Below are 26396 nucleotides of genomic sequence, written 5' to 3' on the forward strand. Positions count from 1 at the left end.
GAGGGATTTATCCGGGGGTGGGAGCGCAGCGACCGTTTGGCGGAGCCAAATGCATCGAGAGGAGGTGCAGCGAAGCAAACCGTAGGCGATGCCCCCGGATAGATCCCGTAACGAAGGAACCCGAGCCACGGCGAGGGCCGAACGCCGGGGCCCAGCCTTTTGGTTACTTTTTGGCGTCTGAAAAAGTGACCCGCCGTAAGGGCGGAACCGCCAGCCGCAACCCCCAAAAAAACGGATATCCCCCCAAAACCCCAAGAACCTGGTCGGCCCAAAGGCCGCCACGGCCAACACCCCCCCCAACCCGAAATCACAAGAAAAAGACAAACCCCCAACAAATTTTCTACATATTTTCTTTCATGATTTGTCGTGCTGATACGTCTTGTTTAGAGAGAGCAAAAAAACCCTCCCCGATCAGACTCTGAAAAGGAGTAATCGCATGTACAACTCGCAACTACCAACGGACGGTAGCCAGGCACCCAAAGGAATTTCCATGAGCCCACACGCGAGCGATTTCGGGCAACGCGTCGAGCGTCACGGAAACGAACGCATCCGCTTGCTGCTGAAAAGTTTCGGGCTGCGCACCAGCCTGATTCGTCTGAAAGTCATTGACGCCCTGCTGGTTGCCGCACAAAGCGAGCGACGTCTGGGCGTGCGCGGTGTCCACAGCCAATTGCTGGACCTGGATATTCCGCTGTCCTTTCTCAGTGTGCGCGAAGTGCTCAAGCGCCTGTGCGCCGAAGGTGTGATCACCTTCAATGAAGACAAGAGCTACAGCCTGCATCCACAGGCTGCGGCCGTCCTCAACAACGATTGAAGCGTACGGCAATCGCCGTCAAGGCTTGACCTTGCGGCGCATGACGCCGTTGATCACCACCACGATCACCGCCACACCGATGGCGACGAACTGGAACGTCTTCTCCGAAATCATGCCGGCGTTTTGCAGCCAGGACAGGCCGAGCATGATCGCCAGGACCGACACGGCGATCAGAATCGAATAAATCAAGCGTTGCTTGTGGGTCATTACGGCTTCCTGAAACGTTGAAATGTATCCGGTTTGTATCCGTTTGCATGCCATGCACTTACCGTTCTACGGGGATGCGCTGCTGCAATCGGGGTCTCATGTTACAGCCGATGAAGAGTTTTGGCTTCATGACGGCGTAACCATGAGGAATTTTCAAAATGCTGCGTCGAATCACTTGGCTGATTCCCGTTCTTGCCCTGCTGACCCTGAGTGGCTGCATCATCTTCCCCCACGGCGGCTGGCACGGTGATCATCATCGCTACTACCAGGGTGGCCCTGGCTATTACCAACATCGATAGAACAGGAATGTTCATCCCACTCGCTTGTCGATGAACAAGCCGAGGCGGGAAACTCACCAGCCCGACCCACTTCAAACAAAGCCCGCCGTGTAGCGGGCTTTTCTGTTTTTGCCGCCAGCGTCTGCCACGCAGATGTAACAAGTGTTCCTCCGCAAAGTGCAAACCCCTAAACAAGTTGCAAGTATTTGAAATCTAATGTCGCAGCAAAAAAGTAGGTCGCACAAGCCTCTGCAACTAGTCTCTGGCAACTTTCTTCCACTCACCAACAGGGACGTATATGCAGAGAACACTCATACCAATCGGGCCACTCCAAGTGCTCGGGTTTTGTTTGGCCATCAGCGCTTTTGAACTTCTGACTTACCTGGCCAGCGACTTGATCATGCCGGCCATGCTGACCGTTACAACAGAACTTCAAGCGGATGTACGGCATGTTCCCAACGCCTTCAATCTCTATCTGCTGGGCGGCGTCTGCCTGCAATGGCTGATCGGGCCGCTGTCCGATCAATGGGGTCGAAGGCGAGTATTGTTGAGCGGTTGCGCATTGTTCGGTGTCGCCTGCGCGGGAGCATATGCCAGCCACAGCATTGAAGCCTTCAATCTGCTGCGACTGCTGCAAGGCATGGGCCTGGGGTTTGTCGTGGCGGTCAGTTATCCCGCCCTTCAAGAAGTGTTCTGCGAGGCCGATGCGGTGCGTCTGATGGCACTGCTCGGCAATATCGCCCTGCTGTCACCGTTGGTGGGGCCGCTGCTGGGCATCCTGCTCCTGCAATGGCTGTCCTGGCGTGAGTTGTTTCTCGGTTTGGGTGTTGCCGCATCAATGGTCTGGCTGGGGCTTTTCGTCTGCATGCCGGAAACAGTCGGGACCGTGCGTCGCGATGGACGCCTGCAACCAGCGGTGCGTTTTTCCTGGCGCCAGACCGGCCAGCGTTACCGCGCGCTGTTTGGCAATTGCCGGTTTCTCGCCGCAAGCCTTGCGCTGGGGCTGATGAGCCTGCCGCTGATCGCGTGGATCGGCCTGGCGCCGTTGCTGCTGATGCAGTCGCTGGGGCTGCCGCCAGTGGAATATGCCTTGTGGCAGATGCCGATTTTCTCCGCCGTTATCGTCGGCAATCTGATCCTCGACCGCTTGCTGGCCACGCACTCGTTACCGCGGCTGATTCGCTTGGCGCTCTGGCCGTTTTGCCTGGGACTTCTGGCGTTGATCGGCTGCGCACTATCTGGCGCCGGTCTTGGTCCGGTGGTCGCGAGCCTGGCGCTGTATGCGGTAGGGCTGGGCATGAGCAACGCCGCAATGTATCGGCTGGCGCTGTTTGCCAGCGATGACAGCAAGGGCCTGGTCTCGGCACTGGTCGGGATGATTTCGATTGCGGTGATGGGCCTCGGCGGTTCGCTCATTGGCGCCATCGGTGGTGGCGCACGCCTCGAACTCTTTGCGCTCTACGCCGCCTTAAGCGGCCTGATGTGCCTGCCTCTGGTCCAGGGACTGTTGCAACGCAACCGACCTGACTCCGCTTCTGCTCAATAAAGGAATATTGAATGAACCACTTCCCCGCCAGCGATGCGCTCTGCGCGTTGCCGCATCCCTATTGCCCGGAGGCCGTGCCTGCCGGCCTGTTCGATCAGGCCATGGCCGAGATCAGTCGGTTTCATTGCCAGCACACCCCCGGCTACGCACATTGGCTGAACGCGAATGGCTTTGACGTACAGGACCTGGACGGTCTCGATGACTGGTCGCGACTGCCGCCGATTCTGGCCAACTTCTTCAAACGGCAACTGCTGCTCAGCCCGACCGGAGAAACCGCTCTGGAACTGACCTCGTCCGGCACCAGTGGCCAGAAAAGCCGCATGCGCTACGACCCACGCAGTCTGTCGAGCGCGCAGTTCATGGTCGAACGGATCTTTAGCCACTACGGCTGGAATTCACCGGACACGCCGTGCAACTACCTGCTGCTGAGCTACGAGCCGCAAGGCGCGATCACGCTGGGGACGTCCTACACCGACCAATTCCTCTGCCGCTTTGCCCCGGTCAATCGGGTCGTCTATGCCTTGCGCTGCAACGGCGACGGCCATCAGTTCGATGTGTTTGGCGTCATCGCGGCCCTGCAATCGTTCGCCGAAGAAGGCCTGCCGGTGCGCATTTTCGGTTTCCCGGCATTTCTCTGGCAGACCCTGCAGCAGATGCAGGCCACCGGCGTGCCTGCCCGGCAACTGCCGGCCGATTCGCTGGTGTTTTTCGGCGGTGGCTGGAAAACCCGCGCCAGCGAGGAGATTCCAAAACAACAACTGTATGAGCACATCGCCCGGCAATTGGGCATTGAGATGTCGCGATGCCGAGACGGTTACGGTGCGGTCGAGCACGCAGTGCCCTACATCGAATGTGCCCGGCATCATTTTCATGTCCCGGTTTACGCCAAGGCCTACGTGCGCAATCCGCGCGACTTTTCCGTCCAGCCCTACGGCCAGCAAGGCTTGCTGGGTTTTGTCTCGCCTTACATTTCATCCAGCCCGGCGCACGCGGTGGTGATGAGCGACCTGGCGACGCTGTATCCCGGCTCGAGTTGCGGCTGCGGTCTGGCCAGTGACTGGTTCGAACTGCATGGCCGCGCGGGCACTACCGTCGGCAGAAGCTGCGCGATGGCGGCATCTGAATTATTGGGGAAGCACTGATATGTACCTGATCAACGGAGAACTGCACGCGGACTTCGATCTCGACACCGCACTGACGCTGCTGCATCAGACCTTAGCGCAACACCTGAGCACACCGCTGCAGCGCGCCACTGTGCTGACCGCCGCGGCAAACCTTGCGCAGCAACTGCACTGCGTCGAGTTGCCGCTGGATGACGAACAACGCCAGGCCCTGATCGATTTCTGTCAGCCTCACGCCCTGCAAAACAAACTTGAACGCGAACTGGGTGATCACGCCGATTCGCTGCGCCGCTTCGATTGTCGGCAATCGCGTTTCGAGCGCTGGAGCCCCTTGGGTCTGGTGGTCCACGTGACACCGGCCAACGCGCCATTGCTGGCCTGCTGCGCGATGATCGAAAGCCTCTTGGCCGGCAACATCAACTGGCTACGCCCCAGCCGCAGCGACCAAGGTCTGACTGCACGTCTGCTGCATGCGTTGGTGCAATGCGACCCCAGCGGTCAACTGCGCCATTACGTGGCCGTGCTACCAGTGGCAACCGCGCAAATCGGCCGCTTGTGCAAAATGGCCAATGGCGTATCGGCGTGGGGTGGCGAAGCCGCGCTGCAAGCCATCCGCCAACAGTTGCCGCCCGGATGTCGCTGGATCGATTGGGGCCACCGCGTCAGTTTTGCCTACCTGACGCCGGACGCTGCCACGCCGCAAACGCTGGAGGCGATAGCCGATGAGGTTTGCCGACTGGATCAGCAGGCCTGTTCCAGCCCGCAATGGTTACTGGTCGACAGCGACGAACCGGCCGTGCTGCACGAAATCGGCTCAGCGTTGGCCACGGCGTTCGAGCGCCGTGCCGGGCAATGGCCGGCGCTGACCCCGACGGTCCAGGAAGCCAGCGAGATCACCACCCATACCTTGATGACGCGCCTGGCCCAGAGCTTTTCTGCTGTGACGGCGCACGTCTGGAGCGCGCCGGGCTGGCGAGTTGTCTGGCGCCATGACCAAGTGTTCGCGCCCTCGCCACTGTTTCGCACGCTGCTGCTCAAGCCCCTGCCACGCGCGCGTCTGGCCCAGACGCTGCTGCCCTGGCGCAACGTATTGCAGAGTTGTGCACTGGTGTGTGCCGAGCCGCAGATCGCTGAACTGTCGCGCACGCTGATTGCCGCGGGCGTCAGCCGCATTACGCCCGTCAATGCCATTCATGACGGCTACGACGGCGAACCTCACGACGGCGTTTACGCACTGCAACGCCTGAGCCGACGTGTCTCGGTCAGCATCGCGCCAACGCATTTGCCTAGCCATATGACCCTCGACCGGCCGCCTCGCGCGCCGTCGCTGTCGGGCCTGCCGATCACCGACAAAGCGGCGTTTATCGCGCGGCCGACGACAGCGGCCGCACAACTGTTTTTCCGCTCTGGCGGCAGCAGCGGCACACCGGCGCTAGCGGGGTTCAGCTACCGCGACTTTCAACGCCAGATGCGCGCCGCCGCCGATGGTCTGTTTGCGGCAGGACTCGATCCGGGTCGCGACAAGGTCATGAACCTGTTCTTCAGTGGCAGCCTGTACGGCGGCTTCTTCAGTTTCGCCAAAGTACTGGAACTGTTGGGCGCGACTCACCTGCCCATGGGCGCACCCGCCGACGATGACTACAGCGACATTGCTCAAGTGATCATCGAGCAGCGCGTCACCGTGCTGATCGGCATGCCCAGCACCCTGCATCGATTGTTCCTCAACGAACAGCTACGTTTGAGCCGTTACGGCGGCATTGAAAAAGTCTTTCTCGGCGGTGAACACATCAGTGATGAGTGTCGCGAGCTACTGCAGCGCTGCGGCGTCGCCAGCATCCGCTCGGCAGTGTATGGCAGCGTCGATGCGGGGCCGTTCGGGCACGCCTGCGCGGCAACCGCTGATGGTGTGTTTCACCTGATGGACGACATCCAGCATCTGGAAATCGTCGCAATGGAGCAGGACGTGCCTGTCGTCGGTGATGAAGTCGGCCGGTTGCTGTTCACCTCGAAAGCTCGCGAGGGTCAGCAGGTCCAGCGTTATGACGTCGGCGACACCGGTCGCTGGCGACCTGGCGACTGCCCGTGCGGGCTGAGTTCGCCACGCTTCGAGTTGCTGCAACGGCACGGCAGATTGCTGCGTATCGGCAGCGACTTCATCTGCCTGAACGAACTCGCACGGCACCTGCAAACCGCGTTTCAGTTGCACCTCGATCAAGCACCCGATGGCCTGGAACGAATGCTGATTCGCAGCCCAGGCAACCCCGCCGACATTCTCGACCGAGTGCAAAGTTACTCGACGCTGGCCACTTTGCTGCGCAGCAGACTGCTCACGGTAGAAGCGCAAATCTGCGAGCCCCAGCAGTTCAGCAGAAACAAACACAGCGGAAAGATTCCATCCGTCATCGATGCGCGCCGTTAAAACATTTATCGCCCACGGTCATAACAATTAAAGAGAACACCATGAACGCAACACTCGAACTCAATCAGTTGGTCACTTTTGCCCGAGCGCATTCAAAGTATTACGCCAGACAGTTGCATAACGTTGCACCACAGTTCACTGCACTGGATCAACTTCCAGTGACGGACCCACAACACTATTGGGCAAACAGCCAGAACTTCGAACAATGGCCGGTGCTGACTTCTACCGTCGAACGCGCACTGGTCTTCAAAACCGGTGGAACCACCAGAGCCGGTAAACTTTCAGTATTTACCCGCGAAGAATGGCAGACCCTGGTGCGGGACTTCGGCAGCCAGCTCGGTCATCAACTCAATCCCGGAGACCGGGTCGCCAACCTGTTCTTTGTCGGCGACCTGTATGCCAGCTTCATCTTTATCCACGATGCACTGGCGCACGAAACAGCGGGTGTTACCGAATTTCCGTTCACCGGTGATGTGGCGAACGGGGTGTTGGCTGACGCTATCCGTCAGCACCGGATCAACGTACTGGCCGGGGTGCCCGCGCAATTGCTGACGTTCGCCAGTGAGCTGCAGCGCCAGGCGCAAACCCTGACCGAGGTCGAGACCCTGCTGTATGGCGGGGAAAGCCTGTTTGACGGGCAATTGCAGATGTTGCGCCGGGTGTTCCCCAACGCACGGATCGCCTCCATCGGCTATGCCAGTGTCGACGCGGGACTCATCGGCACCACGGGTCGCGATTGCGCCTTGGGCGAGCACCGGATGCTGCCCGGTCACAGCGTGCTGGAAATCATCGATGAACACACCGGTGAAGTGATTGAGGAATGCGACCGCACCGGGCGGCTGGTGATGACCAACCTCACCCGCCGGCTGATGCCGTTGATCCGCTACCCCGTGGGCGACCTCGCCTGTTGGCGAGAACCTGGCACGGCGCCGATGCGCAAGTTTGCCTTGATGGGGCGCAGCGCGAGCAGCCCGCGCGTGCGGGTAGGCTCGCTGACGCTGATCATCGAAGACATCAGCGCAATGGTCCGGCGTGCCACTGGCAGTGATGACTGGCAGTTGGTCATCAGCCAGCCGGCGAACGTCGACATCTTGCAGCTGAAGTGGGTACCCGATGTGCTGACGGCGGAAACCGCACCGGCCAGCTCAACATTGCACCGTGACTTGATCGAGCACTACCCGCTGATCGCGCGCCTCAACGCTGATCGGCAACTTGAATTGCAGGTTGCCCATTGCACACACGATGAACTCGCTCGCCATCCACGCTCCGGCAAACACCAACGCGTCGTCGACCTGCGCCGCTATGACAACCTGCGGTCGGAGCAATGCCCATGGACAACTTGACGCTGCGCAGCTATCGCCGTACCGACGCCGGGGCGGTCAGCCGCCTGTTCAGGGAAATCTATGGTGACCATTACGTGCAGCCGCATGTGTACTTGCCTTTGATGATCAACCAGAACCACGGCGATGGCAGGTGGCATTCATTGGTAGCGGAATCCGGGAAAAAAATTCTCGGGCACGCGACGTTGTGCAGAAACAGCGGATCGCACACAGCCGAACTGGCTTTGAGCGTGGTACACCCGTCGACACGCGGACAGAACATCGCCACGCAATTAGGCACGCGCTTGTTGATCCATGCGCAAGCACTGGGGTGCCATGGCGTGACCATCAAACAAGTGACGCAGCATGCCTACACGCAACGCATGGCTGACCGGCTCGGCTTTTGCAGCACGGGATTGTTGCTCGACTATGTCCCCTCGCCATTTGGTGAACCGTTGCCCGAGACCATCGTCATTGGTTTCACCGCTATCGACGGTTATCGGCACCCGCTTCCGGCACTGCCCTGGCCGCCCGGCTGCCGCGACTTCATGGAACATTTGTCCGGCGTTTACGGAACACAGGAAAAAGAACCGCTTTGGGTCGGACCGCCCATACATGTCGAACAATGTTCCGGGCGCTATGAGGTGCTGCTGAAAAAACTCGACAGCTGTTTGCTTAAACAGCTACGACAATTGCCCCGGCATTGGATGATCTCGATCAGGCTCAGGCTGGCAACAGGTTTTGCCAGCGCCGTGGACAGTCTGTCGGCGATGGGATTCATCTTCACCGGGATTGCCCCGAATGATCGTTGCGCGGGATGGCTGGCGTTGTTTCATCGGGGTTATCGCCCACGTACGCTGGAGTTGCGTTGCCCGCATATCCAGCGCCTGCACGATCAGGCGCAACAGCAGATCGCAGCGCGTGCCAGCGAGGCAGCGCCGCATTCTTGAGTCAAAACCAGTGCCCGCTCACACATTGAGCGGGCTACAACGCTCGAACTCAGGCCTTGGCCTTGACGCCCTGGTCGACAGGTTTGGCGACGTTGCCGTCACCGTAGGTCTTCAGGTTCTGCAGGACATAAATCGCTTTCTTGAACTCGGGAATAAGGTTCTTGCCGTAGGCGTTGCCATTGAGGCCATTGCTCTGGATCGCATCGAGCTGGGTCGCGAAATACTCCAGGGCGTTGAATTTGGCATCAATATCTTTGGTCACGCCGAAACGGTCGAACTTGTCACCCGCGTTCTTCAACGTGAAGGAAGTGATCTCGGAGATCAGCCCGCGGCTACGCAGCATCTCGCTCAGATTGCCCATTTGTTTGACTGAAACGTTCGCCGGATCGAAACCCTTGATCGCCTTGCGCAAACCCTGCTTGTCCATTTCGGCGGTATTCAGCGCGGTGGGATCATTACCGACCAGGGTCAGCATCTGCTGCACCTTGACGCTCTGGGACACTTGTTTCTTTGCGCCGGTGTCGCGCACCAGTAGTCCTGCCTTGGCCTGCCAGCCGCCGACATTACCGATCGTCATGAAAAGACTCCCTGTGAAATGACCTGAAATATCCGAGTGAACGGCATTAATGGCCGCGAGTATCGGCGGGCGAACTGATGGCACCAACCTCTTTCTGCACTTTTTTACAATTCTTGTACATTCTCGATACAAAAGCGCAACGCCCCGCAAACCCTGACCCAGAGCCGTCATCACAATGAAATGAAAATGGCTTTTTCAGCTGGTCGCAGGCGATGACCAGCGCTTGTGTATCGAAGCCGATACCGACCAGTCATCGGCGCTCAGGTCTATTAGGACGCAAGTACCTAAAGCTTCGCGATGTAACGACGATACGCTGTGGACACCCGCACTGTTTTGCCCCTGCCCCCTAATAAGAAACGCTGCTCAAGGACCGGTCTCCATGCCCGCATTCCGTACCATTCAGGCTCGCTACACGCTGTTTCTGGTTCTGTTCATTTTGCTGTTGTCGGTGTTGACCGTGGTCGGCATCAGCCAACTGGTCGCCCCCAAGCTGCGGCATACCGAAGAACAAGTCGTCCTCAACCGCATCGCCGAAGTGGCCGAGCAGATTCAGGGCGAGTTGAACAAAGTGCAGGCGCAACAGCGCAGCATCACCCAGACCATCCCACTGCTCGACAGCGCCGCCATCGACACGGTACTGCCAGGCCTGGTCGATCAGTACGGTGAGTTGAAGGTATTCGGTGGCGGGATCTGGCCGCTGCCGGGGCAGCGTGAAGCCGGGCGCAACAAATCCAGTACCTTCTGGCACCGCGACGCGTCGGGCAAACTGGCCGTGAACACGTTCTGGAACAGCGACGCAGCCCCCAACTATTACGACCAGAGCTGGTACAAGGGCGGCATGGCCACACCGCGTGGCCAATGCGCGTGGGCGGCGGCTTACAAGGATGATGCCAGCGCCGAGCCGCGCACCAACTGCGCCATGGCCATCCAGAAAAACGGCAATGCCTGGGGCGTGTCGACCATCGACGTCACTCTCGGCTTCTTCAACGATCTGGTGGCGCGCAAGGAAAAAGACCTCAACGCCGAGATGCTCATCGTTGAAGCCGACGGCAAGATCATCAGTAACAGCTCGCGCATCAGTGGCCCGATCGTGTTGAAGAACATCAGCGAACTGGCCGGCACGTCGACCTTCGCCAGCCAGGTCAAAGCCGGGCTGCAGAATCGTGATCAGGCGCAGCGCATCGAGTTCGACAACAACGGTGAAGCCAGCACCTTCTTCATGCGCCCGATTGAAGGCACACCGTGGTTCCTCGCCACCGCCCTGCCGACGAAAATGCTCACCGCCCAGCGTGATGACGTCCTCAGCACCTTGAGCCTGTTGCAGATTCCACTGGTGATCCTGCTGGTGCTGTTGCAGGTCTACGCGATTCGCCAATTGGTGCAGCGCATGAAAGCGTTGAAAGCCAACATCGATTTGCTGTCCAGCGGCGATGCCGACCTGACCCGCCGCATCACCATTCGCGCCGAAGATGAACTCGGCGCCATCGGTCATTCGATCAACACCTTTATTGCCTACTTGCAAAACATGATCGGCGAAGTCACTCAGGCCACCGGTGCCATGGCCTCGAGCCTCGACAACCTGCAGCGCACTTCGGCGCACACCAGCCAGATCCTGCTGCGTCACGCCTCGGAAACCGATCAGACCGTTACCGCCATCACCGAGATGAGTTCGACGGCAGAAAGCGTTGCGCAGAATGCCGCCGAAACCGCCGCGTTCACCCAGCGTGCCAATGAAAACGCCGACCGCTCGCGCGTAGTCGTAGGCGAAGCGACCAACAGCGTCGTGGCGCTGATCGATGAAGTGGCCAGTGCCACACACAAAGTCGAAAACATGCAGCAGGACGCCCAGCGCATCACCGAAATCCTCGGGGTGATCGGTGCGATTGCCGGGCAGACCAATCTGTTGGCGCTCAACGCCGCCATCGAAGCAGCCCGCGCCGGTGAACAGGGTCGTGGTTTTGCCGTGGTCGCCGATGAAGTCCGCGCCCTCGCCGCGCGTACGCAGGCCAGCACCTCGGAAATCAACGAAATGTTGACGCGTCTGACTCAAGGCGTGAGTTCGTCGGTCAGCGCCATGGAAAACACCCAGGCCAGTTGCCAGTCCGCCGCCGATGCCACCGCACGGGTCAACTCGGGTCTGGATGAAATGGCCGGCTCGGTCAGCCACATCAACAGCCTCAGCACCCAGATCGCCACCGCCGCCGAACAGCAAAGCGCTGTAACCGAAGAGATCAACCGCAGCATGGTGCAGATCCGCCACATGGTTGATGAGCTGGTGCAAAGTGGCAAAGCCAGCGAACTGAACACCCATCAATTGCTCGAAGCCAACAGCCGGGTGAGCGCAATCATGGGGCGTTTCAAAGTCCGCTGATCGAAGCTCCCATAAGGGTTTTCTGCCCAACAGATAACCCTTGTGGGAGCGAGCCTGCTCGCGAAAGCGTCCTGTCAGTCACTGCATCCAGTGCCTGACACACTGCCTTCGCGAGCAGGCTCGCTCCCACAGGTTGGTGCTGCGTTTTGCAACAACTGGAAACATTGCGTTGATGCCGCGCAGGAAAAACCGGTCAAAATGCGTTCTTTTCTGATCGTCAGCCGAGCCGAGAATCCGCTATGCGAACCCACCTGCGTCTGGTCGCCCTGAGCGCCCTGTTCATTTCTTCCCTGGCGCAAGCCGCCGACCTGATCCCGATCGAAGTGCACCGCGACGCCAATTGCGGTTGCTGCAAAAAATGGATCAGCCACCTCGAAGCCAACGGTTTCAAAGTCGAAGACCACGTCGAAAGCGACATGAGCAGCTTCAAGCAACAACATGGCGTACCGCCGCGTCTGGCGTCGTGTCACACCGCGATCATCAACGGCAAATTCGTCGAAGGCCATGTGCCAGCAGAACAAGTGCTGGCCCTGAGCAAGCGCGATGACCTGCTCGGCGTCGCCGCACCGGGTATGCCGATGGGTTCGCCGGGCATGGAAATGGACGGCATGAGCGATGCCTATCAAGTGATCGGTCTGAAAAAGGACGGCGCTGACGTCGTCGTGGCGGACTACCCGGCCCATTGATCGGCGCCGCTTACTTCGGGCTGTTCTTTGCCGCGTTCGGTGCGGCCACCTTATTGCCGTTGCAGTCCGAAGCAGTGCTGGTCGGCTTGATCGTCAGCGAGCGTTACTGGCTGTGGGGCCTGCTCGCCGTGGCAACGCTGGGCAACGTACTCGGTTCGCTGGTCAACTGGTGGCTGGGCCGTGGCCTCGAGCGTTTTCAGGATCGCCGCTGGTTTCCGCTCAGCCCCACGCACATGGCCAAGGCGCGCAAACACTATGAGCGATACGGGCATTGGTCGTTGCTGCTGAGTTGGTTGCCGATCATTGGCGACCCGCTGACGCTGATTGCCGGCGTCATGCGCGAACCGCTCGGGCGCTTTCTATTGATCGTCACCCTGGCCAAAGGCGCACGTTACGGCGTGCTGGCCATGCTGACGCTGGGCTGGCTGGGTTGAACGTTTGGCTGCGGGCATTGCCTGTGTTTAACGTCGGCATAATCCAGCCGTTTCAGCATCGGCCGATTTCAAACGGAGTTTGACCTTATGTCTGTCACGTTTTCCCGTTGGCTCCCCTCCCTGCTCCTTTGCGCCGCCCTGCCCCTGTCAGCTCAGGCTGCCACGACAGGCGAAGCCGCGCCGGAAGGCCCGGCCTACGGCCCGGAACTGCAAGGCTTCGAATACCCTTACACGCTTAAACACTTTGCCTTTCAGTCGCAGGGCAAATCCCTGCAAATGGGTTACATGGACGTCGCCGCCCACGGCAAGGCCAATGGCCGCACCGTGGTGCTGATGCACGGCAAGAATTTTTGCGCAGCCACCTGGGACAGTTCGATCAAGGCCTTGAGCGAGTCCGGTTACCGGGTGATCGCGCCGGATCAGATCGGTTTCTGCACCTCCAGCAAACCTGACAACTATCAGTACAGCTTCCAGCAACTGGCAACCAACACTCAGCAGTTGCTCAAAGCGCTGGGCATTCAGAAATCCACGTTGCTCGGTCACTCCACCGGCGGCATGCTCGCCACCCGCTATGCCTTGCTGTTCCCCGAGCAGGTCGAGCAATTGGCACTGGTCAACCCGATCGGTCTGGAGGACTGGAAAGCCCTCGGCGTGCCCTATCGCACGGTAGATCAGTGGTATCAACGTGAGCTGAAAGTCAGCGCCCAAGGCATTCGAGATTACGAACGCACCACCTACTACGATGGCCGCTGGAAACCGGAGTTCGACCGCTGGGTAGACATGCTCGCCGGCCTGAGCAAAGGCCCGGGCAAGACCCAAGTGGCGTGGAACTCGGCGCTGATCTACGACATGATTTTCACCCAGCCGGTGTACTACGAGTTCAAGGACTTGAAGATGCCGACCCTGCTGCTGATCGGCACCTCTGACACCACCGCCATCGGCAAGGACCTCGCACCACCAGAGGTGAAAGCGAAAATCGGCCACTATGATGTGCTCGGCAAACAAGTGGCCAAGCTGATCCCGCAGTCGACGCTGGTGGAATTTCCCGGCATGGGCCACGCGCCGCAAATGGAAGAACCGGCGCAGTTCCACAAGGCCCTGCTCGACTGGCTGAATACATCCAATCCCGTTCGTTGATGAGGTAAGGCTGATGGCGGTGCAGATTGCAGTAATCGATGACTGGCAGGACGTGGCCCGCGACGTGGTCGACTGGTCAGTCCTCGATAGCCTTGGTGAAGTGACGTTCGAGCATGATTACCCGGCCGACAACGCGACACTGGCCGAGCGCCTGGGCCGCTATCAGGTGATTTGCGTGATGCGCGAACGCACGCGGTTCGACGAAGACTTGCTCAAGCGCTTGCCCAATCTGAAGTTGCTGGTCACCGGCGGCATGCGCAATGCCGCGCTGGACATGCAGGCGGCGGCAAAACTCGGGATCAAGGTCTGCGGCACTGACAGTTACAAGCAAGCCGCGCCGGAACTGACCTGGGCGCTGATCATGGCGGCGACACGCAATCTGGTGAAAGAAGCCAACGCCCTGCGCGCCGGCCAGTGGCAGCAAGGGCTCGGCGGTGATTTGCATGGCAAGACCCTTGGCATTCTCGGTCTGGGCAGCATCGGCCAGCGGATTGCACAGTTCGGTCAGGTGTTCGGCATGAAGGTGATCGCCTGGAGCGAAAACCTCACCGCCGAACGGGCTGAACAGGTTGGCGTGACGTACGTGAACAAGCAGCAACTGTTCGAGCAGGCCGATGTGCTGTCGGTGCATCTGGTGCTTAGTGAGCGCAGTCGCGGGCTGGTCGATGCGCAGGCGCTGGGCTGGATGAAACCGACGGCACTGCTGGTCAACACCGCGCGCGGGCCGATTGTCGATGAAGCGGCACTGATCAAGGCCTTGCAGAAACAGCAGATCGCCGGGGCGGCGCTGGACGTGTTCGAGCAGGAACCGCTGCCGGCCATGCACCCGTTTCGCACACTCGACAATGTCTTGGCCACGCCGCATGTGGGCTATGTCAGTCGGCAAAACTATGAGCAGTTCTTTTCGCAGATGATCGAGGATGTTCAGGCTTGGTCGGCTGGGGAGGCGGTTCGCCTGTTGAATTAAGCCAATGCGGTAATGATCGGGTGAATTCACCATCGTCATCGCGAGCAGGCTCACTCCTACAGGGGAACGCATTTCAAATGTAGGAGTGAGCCTGCTCGCGATAGCGACATAACAGTCACCCCATCAACAAACTGCCCGCACCACAACAGTGCAACCACCCTTCCCGCTAGCACAAAATCGTGACCGGCCAGTCACCGTTTTGGCCCTTCCCCGCAGAAAAACCTGCACTTCGTCGGTGCGTTTGCCCCGCCAAAGTACGGTTTGCTCAGACTGCCAACCGATTGTCGAACAATTTACCCATTTGCTCTGGCCCGCTCTAGGATCTGGCCTAGACTGACTTTCGCGGGGTAAAACCGACCAGTCACATTGCCGAAAAAAACTCGAAACTTTTGCGCGCAGCGACGGGTCATCAGAAAGACTGGGCCAAAGCGACTGGTGCAATCCTTGCAACGGCCCGATCACCCATTCTGCTTGCGCGTGTTGGGTAGCGTTTGCTCACCGATGCGTGGCGCGTTTGCGCCCGGCCACAGGACTTGGCCATGGACATCGCTTGTTCAAGACAAGAATCAGATCAACGAGACGGGAGATTCATATGATCAGTGCGGCATTGGATATTCAGGGAGAGCGTGCTCAGCAGGCGGTTGGAGAATCGAGCACCGTCAGTGTTCCCGGCAGCCGACAGATCAACGTCCCCGGCACCAAAACGCTGACTCCAGTAGCGAGCCAGAACCCCAACAAGAAAAAAGTGTTGTTTGTCACTTCGGAAATCGCCGACCTGGTCAAGACCGGTGGTTTGGGTGACGTCTCAGCCGCCCTGCCCCGGGCCATGGCTCATCTGCACGATGTGCGGGTGTTGATCCCCGGTTACCCGCAGGTGATGCACAGCGAAAACCCGATTCACATCATCGGCGAACTCGGTGGCCATGCCGCGCTGCCACCGTGCAAGATCGGCCGTATGGACATGCCGGACGGGCTGGTCATCTACGTGTTGATCTGCCCTGAACTTTACGAGCGTGAAGGCTCGCCCTACGGCGCCAACAACGGTCGCGACTGGCCGGACAACCACATTCGTTTCGCCCGTCTGGGCCTGGCCGCTGCCGACATCGCCGCCAACCTCGCGCAAATCCACTGGTGCCCGGATCTGGTGCACGCCCATGACTGGCCGGCCGGTCTCGCCCCGGCCTATATGCACTGGCGCGGGCAGCGCACGCCGACCCTGTTCACCATTCACAACCTCGCCTATCAAGGCGTGACCAGCCTCGGCTCCTGCCCCGAGCTGGGTATTCCCAACCATGCCCTGCAACAGGAAGGCATGGAGTTCTACGGCAAGATGTCGTTTCTCAAGGCCGGCATGGCCTATTCGAGCCATATCACCACGGTCAGCGCCACCTACGCGCAGGAAATCACCACCCCGGATTTCGGCTGCGGCCTCGACGGCTTTCTCGCCGCCAAGACCCAGCAAGGTTTGCTCAGCGGCATCCCCAACGGCATCGATGAGAGCTGGGACGCCGCCACCGATCCGCACCTGTTCGCACCGTTCGCCATTGGCGACTGGGAAGGCAAAGCGGTCAACGCCGCGCATGTGCGTGAGCTGTTTGAATTGAATGACTCTGCAGGCCCGCTGTTCGCCGTGGTGTCGCGACTGGTCTATCAGAAAGGTCTCGACCTGACGATCGCGGTATCCGAGTACATCGTTAAAAACGGCGGACAGATCGCCATCATCGGTCGCGGTGAGCCGGAAGAAGAACAAGCCATGCGCGAGCTGGCGCTGCGCTTTCCCGGGCAGATCGGCGTGCGCATCGGCTTCAATGAAACCGACGCCCGGCGCATGTTCGCCGGCAGCGATTTCCTGCTGATGCCTTCGCGCTACGAACCTTGCGGTTTGAGCCAGATGTACGCCCAGCGTTTCGGCTCGCTGCCGGTCGCACGCAATACCGGCGGGCTGGCCGACACCATTGAAAACGGTGTCACCGGGTTCCTCTTCGACGAATCCACCGCTGAAAGCTATCAAGAGGCCCTGAGCCGCGCGTTCAAGGTCTTCGCCTTCCCCGAACTGCTCAATGCCATGCGGTGCCGGGCCATGGCCGCGCCGTTCAACTGGTGCAAAGCGGTTGAACCGTACGCCGAACTCTACGAACAACTGGTCGCCAAGGCGCTGGGTAAAGCTCACCACAAATAACCAGGGAGGTTCACCACGATGCCGTTACGGTCTACTGAAACCTGGCCCCACGGCGCGATCATGCTGGACGCCGAACACACACAGTTCGCGCTGTGGGCACCCGATGCGTTTTACGTCAGTGTCGAGCTTGAAAATGGCCAGTCGCTGCCGATGCTGTCTCAGGCAGACGGCTGGTTTGTGATCGAGGCCCGCTGTCCGGCGGGCACGCGTTACCGCTACAACATCGACGGCGAACTGGAAGTGCCCGACCCGGCCTCCAGAGCACAGGATGGCGACCTCGACCGCCACAGCGTGGTGGTCGATCCGCTGGCCTATCAATGGCGCCACACTGCCTGGCAAGGTCGGCCGTGGAGCGAAGCGGTGATCTACGAGTTGCACGTCGGTGCGCTCGGCGGTTTCGCTGAAGTCGAGCAACATCTGGCGCGCCTCGCGGGCCTGGGCATCACTGCCATCGAACTGATGCCGCTGGCGCAGTTCCCCGGCGATCGCAATTGGGGTTACGACGGTGTTTTGCCCTACGCACCGCAAGCCTCCTACGGCACCCCGGAACAACTCAAACACCTGATTGACAGTGCTCACGGCCACGGTTTGGCGGTGATTCTCGACGTGGTCTACAACCACTTCGGCCCTGATGGCAATTACCTGCACCGCTACGCCAAAGGCTTTTTCCGCGAGGACAAGCACACGCCGTGGGGCGCAGCGATCGATTTTCGCCGCAGCGAAGTTCGCGAATTCTTTATCGAAAACGCCCTGATGTGGTTGCTCGAATACCGCTTCGACGGTTTGCGCCTCGACGCGGTGCATGCCATCGAAGACCCGGATTTTCTCACCGAGATGGCCCAGCGTGTCCGCGCGCAGATCGACCCGAGCCGGCATGTCTGGCTGACCGTGGAAAACGAACTGAACCAGTCGAGCCTGCTCGAATACGACTACGACGCGCAGTGGAATGACGACGGTCATAACGCCTTGCACGTCTTGCTCACCGGCGAAACCGACGCCTATTACGCCGACTACGCCGCTCAACCCACTGAACAACTGGTGCGCTGCCTGAGTCAGGGGTTTGTCTTCCAGGGCCACATCACCCGTCACGGCGAACCGCGCGGCGAGCCCAGCGAACATCTGCCCTCCACCGCGTTCGTGCTGTTCCTGCAAAACCACGATCAGATCGGCAACCGCGCTTTCGGCGAGCGCCTGCATGATCTGGCCGATCCGCGCGCCGTGCAGGCCGCGACCGTTTTGTTGCTGCTGTCACCGATGATTCCGCTGATGTTCATGGGCGACGAGTTTGCCGCCGAGCAGCCGTTCCTGTTTTTCACCAGTCATCACGGCGAATTGGCCGAGTTGGTGCGCGAGGGTCGACGCAATGAGTTCGCGGCCTTCAGCGCCTTCACCGATCCGCACAAGCGCGAGCAGATTCCCGACCCGAATGGCGAAAAAACCTTCCACGCCTCACAGCCAAGGTTGATCGGCCATGGCAGTGCAAAACAGCAGGAAACCCTCGCGCTGTACCAAAAGCTCCTGCAATTTCGCCATCAATACATCATTCCCCATCTGTCCGGCACCCAAGCGCTCGGCGCGCATATGCTCGGTTATGGCGCGGTCAGCGCACGCTGGCGTCTGGGCAATGGCAGTGAGCTGCGAATTGACCTGAACCTCAGCGACACGCCAGTGGTCAACCCTCCACAGACCGAGGCCGTGTGGCTGTTTCAGCAGCCACCCAGCGCCGATCTGTCGGAATCGGGCGTACTGCCCGCGTATTGCGCGCTTGTCAGCCTCACGGCCGCAACCCCTTTGCAACCTCTGAATGGAGAGCGCCTATGAGCGATGCGCAACTGGAAATTCTCGCCAGCCGAGCCGGCCTCGCCGTCGACTGGATCGACGCCAACGGCCGCCCGCAGAAAGTCGCCCCGGCGGTGCTGCGCAATATCCTGATCGGACTCGGCCACCCGGCCAGCACGGCGCAGGAAATCGACGCCAGCCTGCTGGAACTGCAAGCCGTGCAACAAGACCGCCACTTGCCGCCGCTGTTGACCGCCGATGTCGGTGTCGGCGTGGATCTGGCGCGTTATTTCGCTCCGGAGACGCCGTGTGAAATTCACCTTGAAGACGGCTCGCGGCTGAACCTGAAACTCGATTCCGAGGCGATATTGCCGGGGCTGATCCCGGTCGGCTATCAACAGGTGCACATCAGCGATCAGTATTTCACCTTGGCCGTGGCGCCGGAGCGCTGCTTCAGCGTTGGCGATGCGGTGGATAATCCGATTCCCCGCGTCTGGGGTCTGAGTGCGCAACTGTATGCCTTGCGCCGCGCCGGCGACGGCGGCTTCGGCGACACTCAAGCACTGGAAGACCTGGTCCGCGTGGCCGGTGAGCGCGGCGCCGATGCCTTGGCGATCAGCCCACTGCACGCCATGTTCAGCGCCGATACCGGGCGCTACAGCCCTTATTCGCCATCCAGTCGGTTGTTCCTCAACTCTCTTTACGCCGCACCCGGGGCCATTCTCGGTGAACGCGCCTTGCGTGATGCCATCGACGCGGCCGGCCTGGCCGAGCAGTTCGCGCAACTGGAAGACCTGACGCTGATTGACTGGCCGAGCGCCGCCGACGCCAAGCAAAAGCTCCTGCAAGCGTTGTACGAAGGTTTCATCGCCGGTGACCATCCGTTGCACCCGGACTTCGCCAGTTTCCGTCACGCCGGTGGCGAAGCACTGGAAAATCACTGCCGTTTCGAAGCGATTCAGGAGATGCGCGCCGCCCGTGGCGAAAACCTCGACTGGCGGCAATGGCCGGAACACTGGCACGACCCACGCGGCGCGGCGCTGGAAGCCTTTGCCGAAGAATACGCAGAGCGCATCGGCTATTTCGCGTTTTGCCAATGGCTGATCCACCGCTGCCTGGAACGTGCACAAACTGCCGCGCGCAGCGCCGGCATGGGCATTGGCCTGATCGCCGATCTGGCGGTGGGCGCCGACGGTGCTGGCAGTCAGGCCTGGAGTTTTCAGGATGAACTGCTCGCCTCGCTCACCGTCGGTGCGCCGCCGGACATTCTCAATCGCTCGGGCCAGGGCTGGGGGATTTCCGCGTTCTCGCCGGAAGGCCTGATCCGCAACGGTTTTCGCGCCTTCATCGACATGCTGCGCGCCAACTTCGCCCACGCCGGTGGTTTGCGCATCGACCATGTCATGGGCCTGCAACGCTTGTGGGTGATCCCCAATGGCGCCGCGCCGGCCGATGGCGCGTACCTGTATTACCCGGTCGATGACTTGCTGCGCTTGCTGACCCTCGAGTCCCATCGTCATCAGGCGATCGTCCTTGGCGAAGACCTCGGCACCGTGCCAGATGGCTTGCGCGAGAAACTCATCGCCCGCTCCATGCTGGGCATGCGCGTGTTGTTGTTCGAACAGGACAACACCCATTTCAAGCCGATTCTCGATTGGCCGGATAACGCACTGGCAACCACCAGCACCCACGATCTGCCGACGCTCAACGGCTGGTGGCATGGCCGCGACATCGACTGGAACGCGCGGTTGGGTTTTGTCGATGCCAACGGTGAAATCGAATGGCGCCACCATCGTCAGCGTGAACGTGAAGGCTTGCGCAGTGCCTTGAGTCAGGACCCGCAGAATTTCCGCGAGGAATCCCACGAGGCCGATCAAGTGGTCGATGCCGCTGTGCGTTTCCTTGGCCACACCCGCGCGCCGCTGGTGCTGCTGCCGCTGGAAGATGCGCTGGGCATCAACGAACAGGCGAATCTGCCGGGCACCATCGACACCCATCCGAACTGGTCACGGCGCTTGCCCGGCACCAGTGAGGCGTTGCTCGACGGCGCCGATGCAGCGCGACGTCTGGAATTGCTGGCGTGCGCGCGTCTTCAGGCTGCCGAGCGTGACCAATGAATCAAGCGCTCATCCAGCCCCTGCGCGCGACACTGCGCCTGCAATTTCATAAAGGTTTTACCCTCGAACAAGCCGTGCCACTGGTGCCGTACTTTGCCCGGCTCGGCATCAGCCATATTTACGCCTCGCCGCTGCTCGCGGCACGGGCCGGTTCCATGCACGGTTATGACGTGGTCGACCCGACCCAGGTCAACCCGGAGCTTGGCGGTGAGCCGGCGCTTCGGCGCTTGGTCAGCACCCTGCGTGAACACAACATGGGGCTGATCCTCGACATCGTCTCCAACCACATGGCGGTCGGTGGCAGCGACAACCCGTGGTGGCTCGACCTGCTGGAATGGGGGCGACTGAGCCCTTACGGCGAGTTCTTCGATATTCAGTGGCACTCGCCGGACCCGTTGATGGAGGGCCAGTTGCTGCTGCCGTTCCTCGGCAGCGATTACGGTGTGGCGTTGCAGGAAGGCACGTTGAAGCTGCTGTTCAAGGCAAACACCGGCAGCTTTTACGTCGAGCACTACGATCATCATTTCCCGATTTGCCCGAGTGACTATGGTGAGATCCTCAAACACCAAGAGACGCTGAAATCCCTCGCTGACCGGTTCAGCACGCTCAGTTATCAGACCGATGCACATTCGCTGGCGATGCCGCTGAAGGAAGAGCTACGCGAACTGGCGAGCGATCCGCAAACGCTTGAAGCGATACACAGCAACCTGCAGCATTTCGACTCAACGACCGAAGCAGGCTTCCAGGCGCTGCATCAGTTACTCGAGCGCCAAAGCTATCGCCTCGCCAGTTGGCGCACCGCAGCGGACGACATCAACTGGCGGCGCTTTTTCGACATCAACGAACTCGGCGGCCTGCGTGTCGAACGTCCGGCGGTGTTCGAAGCCACCCACGGCAAAATCTTCCAGTTGATCGCCGAAGGCTTGGTCGACGGTCTGCGCATCGACCATATCGACGGCCTCGCCGACCCGCGTGGTTACTGCCGCAAACTGCGCCGCCGGGTCGATCTGCTGGCACCCGGCAGGCATTTGCCGATCTACGTCGAGAAGATCCTTGGCGCCGGCGAAACCCTGCACCGCGACTGGGCGGTGGACGGCACCACCGGTTATGAATTCATGAATCAGCTGTCGTTGCTGCAGCACGATCCGGACGGCGAATTCGTCCTCGGTGACCTCTGGCAACGGCGCACCGAACGCCCCGCCGCGTTCATCGAAGAAGCGCAACTGGCGCGTCAGCAGATCCTCAACGGCTCGCTGGCCAGTGATTGCGAAAGCGTCGCCCAGGCCCTGCTGCAAGTGGCCCGCGATGACCTGATGACCCGCGATTTGACCCTCGGCGCGATCCGCCGGGTGTTGCAGGCGTTGATCGTGCACTTCCCGGTGTACCGCACTTACATCAGCGCCATGGGCCGCTCGGCGCAGGACGAGGTGTTTTTCCAGCAGGCCATGGACGGTGCCCGGCAAACGCTGAGCGAAGCCGATTGGCCGGTGCTCGACTGTGTCGCTGCGTGGCTCGGTGGCACACCGTGGCGACGCAAACCGCGCGGGCGTTCACGCAAAATCCTCAAGCATGCCTGCGTGCGTTTTCAGCAACTGACCTCACCGGCAGCGGCGAAAGCCGTGGAAGACACCGCGCTGTATCGCTCGGCGGTGCTGCTGTCGCGCAACGATGTCGGCTACAACACCGAGCAATTCAGTGCCCCGGTCAGCGACTTTCATGCAGTCAATCAGCAACGGTTGAATGAATTCCCCGACAACTTGCTGGCCACTGCCACCCACGATCACAAACGTGGCGAAGACACCCGCGCGCGTCTGGCGGTGCTTAGCGAGCGCAGCCATTGGTACGCCGAGCAGATCGAGTTGTGGCGCGCCCTCGCCCGCCCCGTTCGGGTTGACGAGCAAATGCCGTCGAGCGGCGATGAGCTGATCCTCTATCAAGCATTGCTCGGTAGTTGGCCGCTGCAACTGCGCGATGACGATCAGGCCGGGTTCGCCGACTACGCCAAACGTATCTGGCAATGGCAACAGAAAGCTCTGCGCGAAGCCAAGCTGCAAAGCAGTTGGAGCGCGCCGAACGAAGCCTATGAAAACGCCGCGCAAGCGTTCACGGAAAAGCTGCTCACCGGTGAAGAAGGCGAACTACTGCGCGCCGCGCTGAGCAAGACCGTCAACAGCATCGCCGCTGCCGGCGCCCTCAATGGTTTGGCGCAAACCTTGCTGCGCATGACCGTGCCGGGGGTGCCGGATCTGTATCAGGGCAATGAGTTCTGGGACTTCAGCCTGGTCGATCCGGACAACCGCCGGCCGGTGGATTACGCCGCTCGTGAGCACGCTCTGCAGGAGCCATTGCCACCTGTGGAGTTGCTGGCGAACTGGCGTGACGGACGCATCAAGCAAGCCTTGATCGCCGAAGTGCTGAACCTGCGTGTCGAGCATGCCGAGCTGTTCCGCCGGGGCACTTACCAGGCCTTGGAAGTGCTCGGCAGTCAGGCGCACAACGTGCTCGCGTTTGCCCGTGAGCACGAGGGCAAGCAGGCCATCGTGATCGTGCCGATCCGTTGCGCAACCCTGCTGGAAAACAGTGCTGTACCTCAGGTCGATGCGCTGCGCTGGGGCGATACGCGGGTGGTTTTACCGTTCGCCGCCTCCGAAACAAACCTGAAGGGACTTTTTTCAAGCAGCGCAGTCACAAAAAACAGGGAGCTGAATATCAGCGACGCGCTGGGGGATGTCCCGGTCAATCTCTTTATCCAACACTTAACGTAAGCATGAGTTCAGTTCAGGAGCATTGCGATGAGTACCGACGATAAACGCATCCGCGAATTCGCCTATCAAATCTGGGAATCGGAAGGCCAGCCTGAGGGTCAGGAGGCGCGCCATTGGGAGATGGCGCGCAAACTGGCCGAAGCCGAAGCCCTGGCACCGAAGAAACCGCCAAAAGCCGCTGGCAGCAAAACCGCTGGCAAGGCTACTGAGGCCAAGGCCCCGGCCGCCAAGCCGAAACCTGCGGCCAAAGCCAAACCGGCCAGCGCCGCCAAAGTGATTCCCCCGGGCGAAAAAGCCGCCGAGAAAAAGCCTCGAGCGCCAAAGAAGCCTTCGGCGATCTGACGCTTACCGGACTATTGAACTGAATGACCGTGTGGCGGGTTCGCTCGCCACCGAGGACGCGTTCGTCCTCAAGAAACACACAAAACCCCTGTGGGAGCGAGCCTGCTCGCGAAAGCGGTGGGTCAGCTAACAGAGATGTCGGATGTGCCGACGCCTTCGCGAGCAGGCTCGCTCCCACAGGGGAAACAGTGTTAACCGAACTACCCCCGATTTTTGCAGGAGCAATCATGACCCGTCCAAAGAAAGCCGAACCCACCGCGCACGCCGAGCCATCCAGAATCCGTGAAGGCCTGCCCTTCCCGCTCGGTGCGACCTGGGATGGTCTGGGGGTGAACTTTGCTCTGTTTTCCGCCAACGCCACCAAGGTCGAACTGTGCATCTTCGATGATGCCGGCGAAGTCGAACTCGAACGCATCGAACTGCCGGAATACACCGACGAGATTTACCACGGCTACCTGCCCGATGCGCATCCGGGACTGATCTACGGCTACCGTGTCTACGGCCCGTACGACCCGGCCAACGGTCACCGCTTCAATCACAACAAACTGCTCATCGACCCGTACGCCAAGCAGTTGGTCGGCCAATTGAAATGGTCGGAAGCACTGTTCGGCTACACCATCGGCCACCCCGACGCCGACCTCAGTTTCGATGAACGTGACAGCGCGCCCTTCGTGCCCAAGTGCAAAGTCATCGACCCGGCGCACACCTGGGGCAACGACCACCGTGTCAGCGTGCCGTGGGACAAAACCATCATTTATGAAACCCACGTGCGCGGCATCAGCATGCGTCACCCGTCGGTGCCGGAGAACGTGCGCGGCACTTTCGCCGGGCTGATGGTCGACGACGTGCTCGAACACATCCGCAAGCTTGGCGTGTCTACCGTCGAGTTGCTGCCGATTCATGCCTTCGTCAACGACCAGCATTTACTGCACAAAGGCATGACCAATTACTGGGGCTACAACAGCATCGCCTTCTTCGCCCCGGACCCGCGCTATCTGGCCAGCGGCAAGATCGCCGAGTTCAAGGAGATGGTCGCGCACCTGCACGAAGCCAACCTCGAAGTGATCCTCGACGTGGTCTACAACCACACCGCCGAGGGCAACGAGCAAGGTCCGACCCTGTCGATGCGCGGCATCGACAACGCCTCGTACTACCGCTTGATGCCCGACGACAAGCGCTACTACATCAACGATTCCGGCACCGGCAACACCCTCGACCTGAGCCACCCGTGCGTGCTGCAAATGGTCACCGACTCGTTGCGTTACTGGGCCAGCGAGATGCACGTCGACGGTTTCCGTTTCGACCTGGCAACCATTCTCGGCCGCTATCACGATGGTTTCGACGAGCGTCACAGCTTCCTCGTCGCTTGCCGTCAGGACCCGGTGCTGCGTCAGGTGAAGATGATCGCCGAGCCGTGGGACTGCGGCCCCGGCGGCTATCAGGTCGGCAACTTCCCGCCGGGCTGGGTCGAGTGGAACGACAAGTTCCGCGACACCGTGCGCGCCTTCTGGAAAGGTGACGATGGCCAGGTTGCCGATTTCGCCAGCCGCATGACCGCCTCCGGTGAGATGTTCAACCAGCGTGGGCGGCGTCCGTATTCCTCGGTGAATTTCATCACCGCGCACGACGGTTTCACCCTCAACGACCTGGTCTCGTACAACGACAAACACAACGAAGCCAACGACGAGAACAATCAGGACGGCAGCAATAACAACCTGTCGTGGAACCATGGTGTCGAAGGTCCGACCGACGATCCGGAAATCAACGCCCTGCGCCACCGGCAGATGCGCAATTTCTTCGCCACCCTGCTGCTCGCCCAAGGCACGCCGATGATCGTCGCCGGCGACGAGTTCGCCCGCACCCAGGACGGCAACAACAACGCCTATTGCCAGGACAGCGAGATCGGTTGGGTCAACTGGGACCTGAGCGAGGACGGCAAGGCATTGCTGAAATTCGTCAAGCGCCTGATCAAGCTGCGCCTGGCCTATCCGATTCTGCGTCGCGGCCGTTTTCTGGTAGGCGAATACAACGAGGACATCGGCGTCAAGGACATCACCTGGCTGGCGCCGGATGCCACCGAGATGACCACCGAGCATTGGCACGATGCGCACAACCGCTGCCTGGGCATGTTGCTCGACGGTCGCGCACAGGAAACCGGGATTCGCCGCAAGGGGGCGGATGCGACGCTGCTGCTGGTGGTCAACGCCCATCACGACATCGTCAATTTCACTTTGCCGGAAGTACCGGAAGGCAGTTTCTGGACGTGCATGATCGACACCAATCAGCCGTCGATCCGTGGCCAGGAACGCTTCGATTTCGGCCACGAGTACTCGGTGACCGGCCGCTCGTTGCTGCTGTTCGAACTGCAACGTGATGAAGAAGATTGAT

20 protein-coding genes are annotated in these 26396 nt (G+C 60.3%); 18 read left to right on the forward strand and 2 right to left on the reverse strand.

Going from position 1 to position 26396, the window contains the following annotated elements; genetic code table 11:
- Positions 1-436 precede the first annotated feature (436 nt).
- On the forward strand, positions 437-814 hold the full coding sequence (locus AC5SEM_RS11900) for a fe2+ zn2+ uptake regulation protein (protein WP_150649485.1): 378 nt from the start codon (positions 437-439) through the stop codon (positions 812-814).
- 18 nt (positions 815-832) lie between these two features.
- Here the strand turns inward: AC5SEM_RS11900 and AC5SEM_RS11905 are convergent, their stop codons facing one another.
- Positions 833-1021 (reverse strand): hypothetical protein, encoded by a 189-nt coding sequence (locus tag AC5SEM_RS11905; RefSeq protein ID WP_038363103.1) that lies wholly within the window; start codon positions 1019-1021, stop codon positions 833-835.
- A 158-nt stretch (positions 1022-1179) separates the two neighbouring features.
- Between AC5SEM_RS11905 and AC5SEM_RS11910 the strand changes: the two genes are divergently transcribed.
- From AC5SEM_RS11910 to AC5SEM_RS11935, 6 genes are all read left to right on the forward strand, one after another.
- Positions 1180-1320 carry a hypothetical protein gene (locus AC5SEM_RS11910; RefSeq protein ID WP_008077622.1) on the forward strand — a complete coding sequence of 47 codons (141 nt, stop codon included), beginning with the start codon at positions 1180-1182 and terminating at the stop codon, positions 1318-1320.
- A 277-nt stretch (positions 1321-1597) separates the two neighbouring features.
- Positions 1598-2845 (forward strand): MFS transporter, encoded by a 1248-nt coding sequence (locus AC5SEM_RS11915; protein ID WP_495473083.1) that lies wholly within the window; start codon positions 1598-1600, stop codon positions 2843-2845.
- Between the two features lie 11 nt (positions 2846-2856).
- Positions 2857-3987, forward strand: a complete 1131-nt coding sequence (locus AC5SEM_RS11920; RefSeq protein ID WP_495473084.1) for a LuxE/PaaK family acyltransferase — start codon at positions 2857-2859, stop codon at positions 3985-3987.
- Position 3988: 1 nt separating this feature from the next.
- The gene (locus AC5SEM_RS11925) at positions 3989-6385 is read left to right on the forward strand and encodes an acyl-CoA reductase (protein WP_495473085.1); all 2397 of its coding nucleotides are present in this window, start codon (positions 3989-3991) and stop codon (positions 6383-6385) included.
- A gap of 41 nt (positions 6386-6426) precedes the next feature.
- Complete coding sequence (locus AC5SEM_RS11930) at positions 6427-7728, forward strand: AMP-binding protein (RefSeq protein ID WP_495473086.1); 1302 nt, start codon at positions 6427-6429, stop codon at positions 7726-7728.
- Positions 7716-8654, forward strand: coding sequence for a GNAT family N-acetyltransferase (locus AC5SEM_RS11935; RefSeq protein WP_495473087.1), 939 nt, complete (start codon positions 7716-7718; stop codon positions 8652-8654). Before AC5SEM_RS11930 ends, AC5SEM_RS11935 begins: the two co-directional genes overlap by 13 nt.
- A 49-nt stretch (positions 8655-8703) precedes the next feature.
- On the opposite strand, the gene AC5SEM_RS11940 is transcribed toward AC5SEM_RS11935, so the two are convergent.
- Positions 8704-9231, reverse strand: a complete 528-nt coding sequence (locus tag AC5SEM_RS11940) for a hypothetical protein (RefSeq protein ID WP_077572720.1) — start codon at positions 9229-9231, stop codon at positions 8704-8706.
- Between the two features lie 379 nt (positions 9232-9610).
- Between AC5SEM_RS11940 and AC5SEM_RS11945 the strand changes: the two genes are divergently transcribed.
- From AC5SEM_RS11945 to glgX, 11 genes are all read left to right on the forward strand, one after another.
- A complete protein-coding gene (locus AC5SEM_RS11945; protein WP_495473088.1) occupies positions 9611-11602 on the forward strand; it encodes a methyl-accepting chemotaxis protein in 1992 nt (663 codons plus the stop codon).
- Between the two features lie 239 nt (positions 11603-11841).
- Positions 11842-12288 carry a DUF411 domain-containing protein gene (locus AC5SEM_RS11950; RefSeq protein ID WP_077572718.1) on the forward strand — a complete coding sequence of 149 codons (447 nt, stop codon included), beginning with the start codon at positions 11842-11844 and terminating at the stop codon, positions 12286-12288.
- Positions 12288-12722 (forward strand): YqaA family protein, encoded by a 435-nt coding sequence (locus AC5SEM_RS11955; RefSeq protein WP_116033031.1) that lies wholly within the window; start codon positions 12288-12290, stop codon positions 12720-12722. Before AC5SEM_RS11950 ends, AC5SEM_RS11955 begins: the two co-directional genes overlap by 1 nt.
- A gap of 87 nt (positions 12723-12809) precedes the next feature.
- Positions 12810-13859, forward strand: a complete 1050-nt coding sequence (locus tag AC5SEM_RS11960) for an alpha/beta fold hydrolase (RefSeq protein WP_495473089.1) — start codon at positions 12810-12812, stop codon at positions 13857-13859.
- Between the two features lie 13 nt (positions 13860-13872).
- Positions 13873-14826 (forward strand): D-2-hydroxyacid dehydrogenase family protein, encoded by a 954-nt coding sequence (locus AC5SEM_RS11965; RefSeq protein WP_495473090.1) that lies wholly within the window; start codon positions 13873-13875, stop codon positions 14824-14826.
- Positions 14827-15418: 592 nt separating this feature from the next.
- Complete coding sequence (gene glgA / locus AC5SEM_RS11970) at positions 15419-17005, forward strand: glycogen synthase GlgA (RefSeq protein ID WP_495473091.1); 1587 nt, start codon at positions 15419-15421, stop codon at positions 17003-17005.
- Positions 17006-17023: 18 nt separating this feature from the next.
- Positions 17024-18826, forward strand: a complete 1803-nt coding sequence (treZ, locus tag AC5SEM_RS11975) for a malto-oligosyltrehalose trehalohydrolase (protein ID WP_495473092.1) — start codon at positions 17024-17026, stop codon at positions 18824-18826.
- Entirely contained in the window at positions 18823-20901 is a 2079-nt protein-coding gene (gene malQ / locus AC5SEM_RS11980; protein WP_495473093.1) for a 4-alpha-glucanotransferase, read from the forward strand. Before treZ ends, malQ begins: the two co-directional genes overlap by 4 nt.
- The gene (locus AC5SEM_RS11985; protein WP_495473094.1) at positions 20898-23666 is read left to right on the forward strand and encodes a malto-oligosyltrehalose synthase; all 2769 of its coding nucleotides are present in this window, start codon (positions 20898-20900) and stop codon (positions 23664-23666) included. Before malQ ends, AC5SEM_RS11985 begins: the two co-directional genes overlap by 4 nt.
- A gap of 27 nt (positions 23667-23693) precedes the next feature.
- Positions 23694-24008: a DUF2934 domain-containing protein gene (locus AC5SEM_RS11990; RefSeq protein ID WP_495473095.1), complete on the forward strand. Its 315-nt coding sequence runs from the start codon at positions 23694-23696 to the stop codon at positions 24006-24008.
- 227 nt (positions 24009-24235) lie between these two features.
- Positions 24236-26395 carry a glycogen debranching protein GlgX gene (gene glgX / locus AC5SEM_RS11995; protein ID WP_077572710.1) on the forward strand — a complete coding sequence of 720 codons (2160 nt, stop codon included), beginning with the start codon at positions 24236-24238 and terminating at the stop codon, positions 26393-26395.
- Position 26396: the final 1 nt, after the last annotated feature.

It is taken from the genome of Pseudomonas sp. CH61 (assembly GCF_059429415.1).

Bases quoted from the DNA above. Each gene is read 5' to 3' on its own strand.
- AC5SEM_RS11920 (WP_495473084.1), top strand. From the start codon at position 2,857: ATGAACCACTTCCCCGCCAGCGATGCGCTCTGCGCGTTGCCGCATCCC.
- AC5SEM_RS11900 (WP_150649485.1), top strand. From the start codon at position 437: ATGTACAACTCGCAACTACCAACGGACGGTAGCCAGGCACCCAAAGGA.
- glgX (WP_077572710.1), top strand. From the start codon at position 24,236: ATGACCCGTCCAAAGAAAGCCGAACCCACCGCGCACGCCGAGCCATCC.
- AC5SEM_RS11905 (WP_038363103.1), bottom strand. From the start codon at position 1,021: ATGACCCACAAGCAACGCTTGATTTATTCGATTCTGATCGCCGTGTCG.
- malQ (WP_495473093.1), top strand. From the start codon at position 18,823: ATGAGCGATGCGCAACTGGAAATTCTCGCCAGCCGAGCCGGCCTCGCC.
- AC5SEM_RS11990 (WP_495473095.1), top strand. From the start codon at position 23,694: ATGAGTACCGACGATAAACGCATCCGCGAATTCGCCTATCAAATCTGG.
- AC5SEM_RS11930 (WP_495473086.1), top strand. From the start codon at position 6,427: ATGAACGCAACACTCGAACTCAATCAGTTGGTCACTTTTGCCCGAGCG.
- treZ (WP_495473092.1), top strand. From the start codon at position 17,024: ATGCCGTTACGGTCTACTGAAACCTGGCCCCACGGCGCGATCATGCTG.
- AC5SEM_RS11965 (WP_495473090.1), top strand. From the start codon at position 13,873: ATGGCGGTGCAGATTGCAGTAATCGATGACTGGCAGGACGTGGCCCGC.
- AC5SEM_RS11945 (WP_495473088.1), top strand. From the start codon at position 9,611: ATGCCCGCATTCCGTACCATTCAGGCTCGCTACACGCTGTTTCTGGTT.
- AC5SEM_RS11950 (WP_077572718.1), top strand. From the start codon at position 11,842: ATGCGAACCCACCTGCGTCTGGTCGCCCTGAGCGCCCTGTTCATTTCT.
- AC5SEM_RS11935 (WP_495473087.1), top strand. From the start codon at position 7,716: ATGGACAACTTGACGCTGCGCAGCTATCGCCGTACCGACGCCGGGGCG.
- AC5SEM_RS11985 (WP_495473094.1), top strand. From the start codon at position 20,898: ATGAATCAAGCGCTCATCCAGCCCCTGCGCGCGACACTGCGCCTGCAA.
- AC5SEM_RS11910 (WP_008077622.1), top strand. From the start codon at position 1,180: ATGCTGCGTCGAATCACTTGGCTGATTCCCGTTCTTGCCCTGCTGACC.
- AC5SEM_RS11925 (WP_495473085.1), top strand. From the start codon at position 3,989: ATGTACCTGATCAACGGAGAACTGCACGCGGACTTCGATCTCGACACC.
- AC5SEM_RS11960 (WP_495473089.1), top strand. From the start codon at position 12,810: ATGTCTGTCACGTTTTCCCGTTGGCTCCCCTCCCTGCTCCTTTGCGCC.
- glgA (WP_495473091.1), top strand. From the start codon at position 15,419: ATGATCAGTGCGGCATTGGATATTCAGGGAGAGCGTGCTCAGCAGGCG.
- AC5SEM_RS11940 (WP_077572720.1), bottom strand. From the start codon at position 9,231: ATGACGATCGGTAATGTCGGCGGCTGGCAGGCCAAGGCAGGACTACTG.
- AC5SEM_RS11915 (WP_495473083.1), top strand. From the start codon at position 1,598: ATGCAGAGAACACTCATACCAATCGGGCCACTCCAAGTGCTCGGGTTT.